General features: G+C 69.4%; 9 protein-coding genes. 4 read left to right on the plus strand and 5 right to left on the minus strand.

Going from position 1 to position 7,502, the window contains the following annotated elements; genetic code table 11:
• The first annotated feature begins 136 nt into the window (after nt 1-136).
• The 3 genes from AC1DXK_RS13895 (at nt 137) to AC1DXK_RS13905 (ending at nt 2,852) form a co-directional block, all read left to right on the plus strand.
• Nucleotides 137-1,987: a DEAD/DEAH box helicase gene (locus AC1DXK_RS13895; protein ID WP_457106128.1), complete on the plus strand. Its 1,851-nt coding sequence runs from the start codon at nt 137-139 to the stop codon at nt 1,985-1,987.
• 21 nt (nt 1,988-2,008) lie between these two features.
• Entirely contained in the window at nt 2,009-2,332 is a 324-nt protein-coding gene (locus AC1DXK_RS13900; protein ID WP_457106127.1) for a hypothetical protein, read from the plus strand.
• A gap of 97 nt (nt 2,333-2,429) precedes the next feature.
• Complete coding sequence (locus AC1DXK_RS13905; RefSeq protein ID WP_457106126.1) at nt 2,430-2,852, plus strand: DUF3597 domain-containing protein; 423 nt, start codon at nt 2,430-2,432, stop codon at nt 2,850-2,852.
• 105 nt (nt 2,853-2,957) lie between these two features.
• On the opposite strand, the gene AC1DXK_RS13910 is transcribed toward AC1DXK_RS13905, so the two are convergent.
• Both AC1DXK_RS13910 and AC1DXK_RS13915 read right to left on the minus strand, forming a co-directional pair.
• Nucleotides 2,958-4,085 (minus strand): polyamine ABC transporter substrate-binding protein, encoded by a 1,128-nt coding sequence (locus tag AC1DXK_RS13910; protein ID WP_477298067.1) that lies wholly within the window; start codon nt 4,083-4,085, stop codon nt 2,958-2,960.
• Nucleotides 4,082-4,438 (minus strand): RidA family protein, encoded by a 357-nt coding sequence (locus AC1DXK_RS13915; protein ID WP_457106124.1) that lies wholly within the window; start codon nt 4,436-4,438, stop codon nt 4,082-4,084. The genes AC1DXK_RS13910 and AC1DXK_RS13915 overlap by 4 nt, the downstream gene beginning before the upstream one ends.
• A 181-nt stretch (nt 4,439-4,619) precedes the next feature.
• Between AC1DXK_RS13915 and AC1DXK_RS13920 the strand changes: the two genes are divergently transcribed.
• Nucleotides 4,620-4,883 carry a GlsB/YeaQ/YmgE family stress response membrane protein gene (locus AC1DXK_RS13920; protein ID WP_457106123.1) on the plus strand — a complete coding sequence of 88 codons (264 nt, stop codon included), beginning with the start codon at nt 4,620-4,622 and terminating at the stop codon, nt 4,881-4,883.
• 79 nt (nt 4,884-4,962) lie between these two features.
• Here the strand turns inward: AC1DXK_RS13920 and AC1DXK_RS13925 are convergent, their stop codons facing one another.
• The 3 genes from AC1DXK_RS13925 to AC1DXK_RS13935 form a co-directional block, all read right to left on the minus strand.
• Nucleotides 4,963-5,184, minus strand: coding sequence for a YgaP family membrane protein (locus AC1DXK_RS13925; RefSeq protein ID WP_457106195.1), 222 nt, complete (start codon nt 5,182-5,184; stop codon nt 4,963-4,965).
• 558 nt (nt 5,185-5,742) lie between these two features.
• Nucleotides 5,743-6,897: a hypothetical protein gene (locus AC1DXK_RS13930; RefSeq protein WP_457106122.1), complete on the minus strand. Its 1,155-nt coding sequence runs from the start codon at nt 6,895-6,897 to the stop codon at nt 5,743-5,745.
• 156 nt (nt 6,898-7,053) lie between these two features.
• Nucleotides 7,054-7,502 (minus strand): hypothetical protein (locus AC1DXK_RS13935; RefSeq protein ID WP_477298070.1); only part of this gene is annotated, 449 nt, incomplete at its 5' end.

A 7,502-nucleotide genomic window follows, 5' to 3' on the forward strand; every position in this document is an offset into this window, starting at 1 on the left:
GACTGCGCGGGCCGATCGCGCCGGGTGCGGCGCGGCTGCGCCCGGGACGAAAACGCGAACGTTCCGCGACTCCGGGGATTCACAAAGGAATCCGGATCGGCCACGGTAGCCGGATGTCGCCCTGCTTCGCCGGTCCTTGACCCGTCCCCCCCCGTCCCTGCGCTCGCACCAGCGCACGCTGATGGCCCTGGTGGCGGCCATGGCGAGCGGGGAGGCGGGGCCTGTCCGGAAGATCCTGGCGGCGGTCACGCCCGGCGGCGGCAAGTCGCTGCTGCCGGTGATCGCCGCGCACCGGCTGATCGCCGCGGGTCTCGTCGAGCGCGTGGTCTGGGTGGTGCCGCGGGATTCCCTGCGCCTCCAGGCCGAGGAGGCCTTCGCGGATCCCCTGTGGCGCGCGGTCTTCGGGCACGCGCTGAGCGTGCGGGCCGCTGACAACGAGCGCGACCCCGCCCGGGGCCTGGCCGGCTACATCACCACCTATCAGGCGGTCGCCGCCGCACCCGCCCTCCACCTCGCGGAGGCACGGACGCACCGGACCCTGCTGGTGGTCGACGAGGTCCACCACCTGCCGGTGCCCGGACGGCCGGGATCCGACGAGGCCTCCGCCGAGGATGCGGAGGCGGGCGCGTGGTCCCGCGCGATGCTGCCCGTCATGGAGGCGGCCGCGTTCCGCCTCTACCTGTCCGGCACGCTGGAGCGGGCCGACGGGCGGCGTATCCTCGGCCTGCCCTATAAGCCCGCTGCCCTCGGACGGGGGCCGGACCTCGACCTCGACGCCCCCGGCCTCGCGGTGATCGGCTATTCCCGGGCGCAGGCCCTCGCCGAGCGGGCGGTGCTGCCGGTGACCTTCGGCGCCATCGACGGCGAGGCGAGCTGGCTGGAGGGCGGCCGGATCGCCGGCGACAGCCCGCGGGTCGGTCCGCACCGGCTGGGCGCGGGCTCGGTGCGGATCACCACGCGGCCGGCCCTGTTCACCGCACTGCGGACGGGCTTCGCCCGCGACCTCCTGAGCGAGGCGTTCTTCGCCACCAAACGCCTTCGCGCCCGGCGCCGCTCCGAGCGGAACCTTCGCCCAGGCGAGCCGGCGCGGGGGCTCGGCAAGCTCCTCGTCGTCGCCCCCGATCAGGCGAGCGCGCGGGCCTACCTCACGACCCTGCGGGGGTGGATGCCTGCGGGGCAGGGGGAGCGCGACGTCCGCCTCGCGACCTCCGGCCAGGGCGATGCCCACGCGGCGCTCGCCGCGTTCCGCCTGATGCCGGAACCGGCCGTGCTGGTGACGGTCGCCATGGCCTACGAGGGTCTCGACGCCCCGGAGGTCGCGGTCGTCGCGGCCCTGACCCATATCCGCTCGCGACCCTGGCTCGAGCAGATGCTCGCCCGGGCGACCCGGGTCGATCCGCATGCGGGGTCCTACGACGCCCAGCAGGCGCTGATCTTCCATCCCGACGACCCGCTCTTCGCCAGGTTCCGCCTGGAACTCGAGACCGAGCAAGGCAGCAGCGTGCGCCCGCCCCGCGAGCGGCCGACGAGCGCCGTCGTGCCGGAGCGGACCCGCTGGCGCGACGACGAGCCCGCCGGCATCACGCCCCTGGAGAGCAACGCGATCGGGCTGCGCTACGCCCTGCTGCGCCCGCGCCTCGCCGACCCGGCCCCGGCGGCACCGGCCCCCGAGCCACCCTCGATCACCGAGCGGACCCTGCGCCAGCGGCTCGCCGCCACGGTGGCGGCCCAGGCGGTGGAGGACGAGACCTCCCTGCGGGTGCCCCGCGGCAGCAACCTCGCCCATCGCTACAACGCCGTGCTCAAGCGCGTCCTCGGCAAGGGTCGGACCACCATGACCCTGCCCGAACTGGAGGCCGCCTTGTCTTGGCTTGAACGCAACCGGCTCTCGGATCATCTCGACCGCCTGGACGGCGACGCCCGCTACGCCTGGTCCGCCCGCCAGCGCCGCGGCCGCTGGCCGCCGGAGCGCGCCGCCGGCCGGTGAACCGCCGCGGAGGGGATCGCCGTGACCGAATGCCTGCCCCCGTCCTTCGCGGCAACTCTGACCGCGAGCGAGCCGCCGCCGGGCTGGTCCGCCCCGCTCGCCGCGCTGTGGTGGCTCACCCGGGACCCGTCGGGGCCGGCCTCGGCCGCCTGGGCGCAGGCGCACGGCCTCGTCCAGGATGCGGCCGGCCCCGAGGCTGCCTGGGTCCACGCCCATCTCCACCGGATCGAGGGCGACGACGGCAACGCACGGTACTGGTACGGTCGCGCCGGCCGCTCGGAGCCGCGCGGCACGCTCGCGGAGGAGCGGGCCGCACTGGTGGCCGCCCTCTGGAAGGCCCCCTGATCGCCCGGCGCCCGCACAGCCTCGGAACGCCCGGCCTCACAACCAGTTGAATGGCCGCCCGGTGCGGAGATCGGGCCTCGATCATCGGAGCGGACCCATGAGCCTCCTCGGCAGCATCGTCAGCAAGATCCTCCATCCCTTCGGCGGAGGTACCGCGGACGCCGCCCCCGCGCCGTCCGGCGGCACGGCCGGAACAGCCGGTACGAGCGCCCCCTCGACCCCCTCGGCCCCCTCGGCCCCGGGCTCCTCCGGCGGCGGCGAGCCCGTGGACGTCGCGGCCGTGCTCAACGGCCTCGCCGAGAAGAACCCGCAGACCCTCGACTGGCGCCACTCGATCGTCGACCTGATGAAGCTCCTCGGCCTCGATTCGGGCCTCGCCGCGCGCAAGCAGCTCGCCGACGAGCTGCACTACACCGGCGACAAGGAGGACTCGGCCAGCATGAACATCTGGCTGCACAAGCAGGTCATGCAGAAGCTTGCCGAGAACGGCGGCAAGGTTCCGGACGACCTCAAACACTAGGCTTCAGGCGCAGTCATTGGCTGCGGAGCCCCGGCGCCCAAGGGCGCCGGGGTTTCACCGCGTTCGGGGGGTCACAGGCATCGCCCTCACGCCGAGGCGTCGGCGTCAGCGCCCGGTCCGAACCCGGGTCCAGAGCCGCGTCACGAAGCGCTGGGTGCGGTCGTCCCAGGCGGTGTTGATCGACAGGCGCTGCATGGTCGCCTCGTCCGGATAGATGCCGGGGTTGCTCAGGATCTCGGGCTTGACGAACTTCTTCGCCGCGAGGTTGCCGCTGGCATAGGTCACGAAGTTGGTGTTGGCCGCTGCCACCTCGGGCCGCATCATGTAGTCGATGAAGGCGAGGGCCTCGGCGGGATGGGCGGCGTCCTTCGGGATCGCGAAGGTGTCGAACCACATCAGCGCGCCCTCCTTCGGCACGACGTAGGCGATGTCGATCCCGTTCTTGGCCTCCTCGGCGCGGCGCTTGGCCTGCATGACGTCGCCGGAATAGCCCACCGCCACGCAGATATCGCCGTTGGCGAGCGCCTGGATATATTCCGACGAGTGGAATTTCCGCACGCTGCCGCGCACCTTGTAGAGGGCGTCGGTCACCAGGGTCAGGTCGTCCCAGCGCTTGGAATCCGCCTTGGCGCCGAAGGCCGGGAGCATGCTGGGAATCAGATCCTCGGGGCTGTCGAGCATCATGATCCCGCACTCCTTCAGCTTGTTCGCCGAGGCGGGATTGAGGACGAGGCTCCACGAGTTCACCGGTGCGTTGGCGCCCAGGCGCTCCCGCACGGCGGCGATATTGTAGCCGATACCGGTCGTGCCCCACATGTAATCGACGGCGTAGGTGTTGCCGGGATCGTAGGCCGCCAGCCGGCTCGTGATCTCCGGCCAGAGATTGCCGAGGTTCTTCAGCTTGGACTTGTCCAGCGGCAGGAAGGCGCCGGCCCGGATCAGCCGCTGCAGGTAGGGACCCGACGGCACGACGATGTCGTAGCCGGACCGGCCCGCCAGCAGCTTGGTCTCAAGGATCTCGTTGTTGTCGTAGGTGTCGTAGACGACCTTGATCCCGGTCTCGCGGGTGAAGGCGTCGAGCACCTTCGGGTCGATATAGTCCGACCAGTTGTAGATGTTGACGACCCGCTCCTCGGCGGCGGAGGCCGGCCGCGCCTGGGGGAGGGCCGCCAGGACGCTGCCCAGGAGGGCGGCTGCGGCAGCCGCCAGGACGACGCGGCGCCGGCCGCTCACCGGCTCCTCGCGGCCACGATCACGATCTCGACGAGGTATTCGGGCGCGGCGAGCTTGGCCTCGACGGTGGCGCGGGCCGGCGGGTTCTCCGGTGAGACCCAGGCATCCCAGGCGGCGTTCATCTCCGCGAAGGTCGCGATGTCGGCGAGGTAGATCGTGGCCGAGAGGATGCGCGCCTTGTCGCTGCCCGACGCGGCCAGCAGCCGGTCGATCTCCGACAGAATCTGCTGGGTCTGGATCGTCACCCCGGTGCCGACCGTATCGGAGGCGACCTGACCGGCAAGGTAGACCATGTCGCCGAAGGTGACGGCCTGCGCCATGCGCTTGCCCGGCTCGATCCGCTGAATGTCCATGCCCGTCTCCACAACCTCAGAACCGGCGTATCTGCCGCCGCGCCACCCCGCCCGTAAAGGGCCGCACGCGCAGGCGAGGCCGGAACCCGAGGAAAATCGTCATCGCACTGCGGGGTGCGGGCAACCGTCGCGGGCCGTGAAGCGTTTTGCCGCCATCGACAGTCATGCCTTGGGGTTTGTTATGGGTATCCTCTGGACCATCATCATCGGGTTCGTCGCCGGCGTCATCGCCAAGTTCCTCATGCCCGGACCGAACGAGCCGGCCGGCTTCATCCTGACCACGATCCTGGGCATCGTCGGCGCCTTCGTGGCGACCTTCCTGGGCCAGGCCATCGGCTGGTACGGACCGAACCAGGGGGCGGGCTTGATCGGCGCCGTCGTCGGCGCCGTGGTCGTTCTGTTCATCTACGGCATGGTCGCCGGCCGCCGCACCACCACCTACTGACCCGTCCCGCGACGGCCTGAAACGACGAGGGGCGCCCCGCAGGGCGCCCCTTTTTTGCGGCCGCGATCGACCGTCGCGCTCAGATGTGTTCGGACGCGGCCTTCACGGCGCAATGTCCGGTGGCGCCGCGCACCGCGAGGCCGACGCCGACGACGAGGGCCAGCAGGCTCAGGAGCTTGTTGGGCCGCGGCTGCGCAGCGACGGCCGCGATCCCCAACCCGAGAGCCACCGAGACGGCGCGCTCGGTGGTGGATATGTTCGGCTCCCCGCTGAAGATGTCGTGCATCATGTCGTTGGCCATGGAGGTCTCCGGTGTGAAGTCGCCGGTCGAACGCAGACGCACGGGCCGCGTTCCCTCCGCCACGTGCCTCGGAGGCAGAGAGGCCGCGAAAGCCGTCGCGTCCGCTGCCGGGTGAGGCCGGCCCTGTCGGCGATCCGCACCGGCGGCGCCGAACCGTGGGCCGCCGAGGAGGCGGATCGCGAGGAGGCGGCTTCACCGAGGTCATGCTGCAAATGCTCGGCGGCAACGGACTCGCGGATGAGGCGGCGCCGACGTCGCTGTCTTTGACAGGCCGGGCAATTCGGGCCGCGCAGCCCGATATCGCGCTGTGCGGCCTCCGACCTCGCCAACTCGATCGTCTCTCTGAGGCTGGTCTCGACTTACAGCAGCCGGATAGACCGCCGTCGCCCCCCAGAGCAGACGGCTTCGCCTCGGGTCGATGCACAGAATTCGGCCCCTTGGCCCAAGCGGTCGTTCAACCAGACCGAACAGCCCAGGTCCCGTGTGACCTCCACCCACCACGCTGGTCCACGATGTGTGCTCCACGTCTGGAGGCGCTTCGGCTCGCGGTTCAAAAGCCTATCGCAGATAGATGACGCTATAGAGAGTCCGGCGCAGCTCCTCGTCCGTCACCCAAATCCGCCCCAACCGGCAGCGTGCGGCAATACCCGGGCGCATCCGCGCGCAGTACTCCCCTGTATTGTCCTGCAGATGGTACTGGCACGTGCTCCCGACGCGGCGGCGGCCGAGCAGGGTGCTCGAGTGGTCGGCCGCCATGTCCGGATCCTTCGGATCTCGGTCCTCCAGCAGGTACCAGCTGTAGCCGATCGTTGGGGTGCGGTGGTGATCGAGGGCGTAGTCGATCATGCCCAGCAGGCGATCGCTCTCGGCCCGCGTCGGCGGATGACCGTGTTCGAGCCGGTCCATGAAATCGAGCTGATTGTCGGCGATCCGGTATGAGACCGGCAGCAGCGGGGCCGGTAACGGGATACGCTTGCAAGCGTGACCGACGTAGGCGAGCCAGCTGGCGTTGAAGGGATCCGTCAGTGGATTGCGCAGCTTCTCGACCGTGCCGGCGAGGCTGCGGTAGCTCCGGTCATGCAGCGTGATGCCCGCCCGGTAGCGCAGCGTTGAGAACAGGCGGACATGTTGGGCGTAGCCATCAAAGGACGGCAAGTCTCGATCGGAGCACAGGCCGGTCGTGTTGTAGAGGAGAGCGGCCGCGTCCTCCTGCCCGTCTTCCAACTTGTCGAAGTAAGGCAGCTGCTTGGGGTTGTGGTCGCGGCTCACGTCGGTGTCGTTGCGGTCCTCCAAGATCTCGGCCATCATTTGAGGATGTTCGCGCAGATAGCGTTGCAGCTGCGGATTGTGCAGCGTCATGAGCCGGCTTGCGTCGGCGTAGTAGTACTGGGTCGCGACATCGAGGGCCGAGACGATGATGCCCTCGCGCTGTGAGATCATGTCGGCAGTGGCGTAGGCGAAGCAGATCGCACTGTCGCCTTGACTCATGGCCGACTCGGCCGGGTTCGGGCTGATCCTGCCGTCCAGCGGATGGGTGTGCGGACGGATGATCGGTCTAACGACCTGAACGTCGCTGCAGTCGACATCGCGCGCATAGTGCGCCGTCGCAGGAAGGATTTGGCGATCGACCGTAGCGGCATGAGCGATACCAGCTCCTAGACATGCGGCGAGAGACAAAGCGCCCCAGGCCGGCAACCGCTTCGACGTTCGCATAGTCTCGTCATCCCAAATCGGGGATGCAATATGTCGATCCTTTATCCGCGATAATATGGCATATGCAGCACAGTGTCGTATTTTATTTGAATTCAGATCTCTATTCACATTTCGCAAATGATTGAGAGGATCGAAAAAATTTCGTCATTCGATATGCTATGGATTGTGATCGCATCGCTGGATGCCGACCGTCGCCGGCTTCCTCTCCTTCGCCGTCGTGCTCGGGGCTTTCAGCCAGCGGATCGTCGGCTGCACGAACCGGTCACGAAACAGGGCAATCCGAATCCCCGTTTCGTGACTGCCGTGCTTTCGCTGCTCGGACGCAGACGGGCAGAGGTCCACCCATTGCAGCCCCTGGATCGAACCCGGCGGCCTCGCCCCCGGCGCGCGTCGTTCTCCCCCCGATGAGGGATGGGTCACGTCGATCTGGTGATCCTGGCGAAAGGGGTGCGCTGCGCCATAAAAAAAGGGCGCGGCCCCGGAGGACCGCGCCCATCTGATACATCCCGCGCCGGCCGAGGCCCGCGCGGGTTCGCGGCGGTGCTTACTCGCCGGCCTCGCGGCGGCGCTCGCCGCGGTGGCGGCCACCCTCGCGGGGCTCGCGG

This window comes from Methylobacterium sp. P3_A11, assembly GCF_056403155.1.

Excerpts from the sequence above, each read along its gene's own strand:
- AC1DXK_RS13905 (WP_457106126.1), top strand. The coding sequence starts at position 2,430 with ATGAGCCTCCTCGGCAGCATCGTCAGCAAGATCCTCCATCCCTTCGGC.
- AC1DXK_RS13915 (WP_457106124.1), bottom strand. The coding sequence starts at position 4,438 with ATGGACATTCAGCGGATCGAGCCGGGCAAGCGCATGGCGCAGGCCGTC.
- AC1DXK_RS13920 (WP_457106123.1), top strand. The coding sequence starts at position 4,620 with ATGGGTATCCTCTGGACCATCATCATCGGGTTCGTCGCCGGCGTCATC.
- AC1DXK_RS13925 (WP_457106195.1), bottom strand. The coding sequence starts at position 5,184 with ATGGCCAACGACATGATGCACGACATCTTCAGCGGGGAGCCGAACATA.
- AC1DXK_RS13930 (WP_457106122.1), bottom strand. The coding sequence starts at position 6,897 with ATGCGAACGTCGAAGCGGTTGCCGGCCTGGGGCGCTTTGTCTCTCGCC.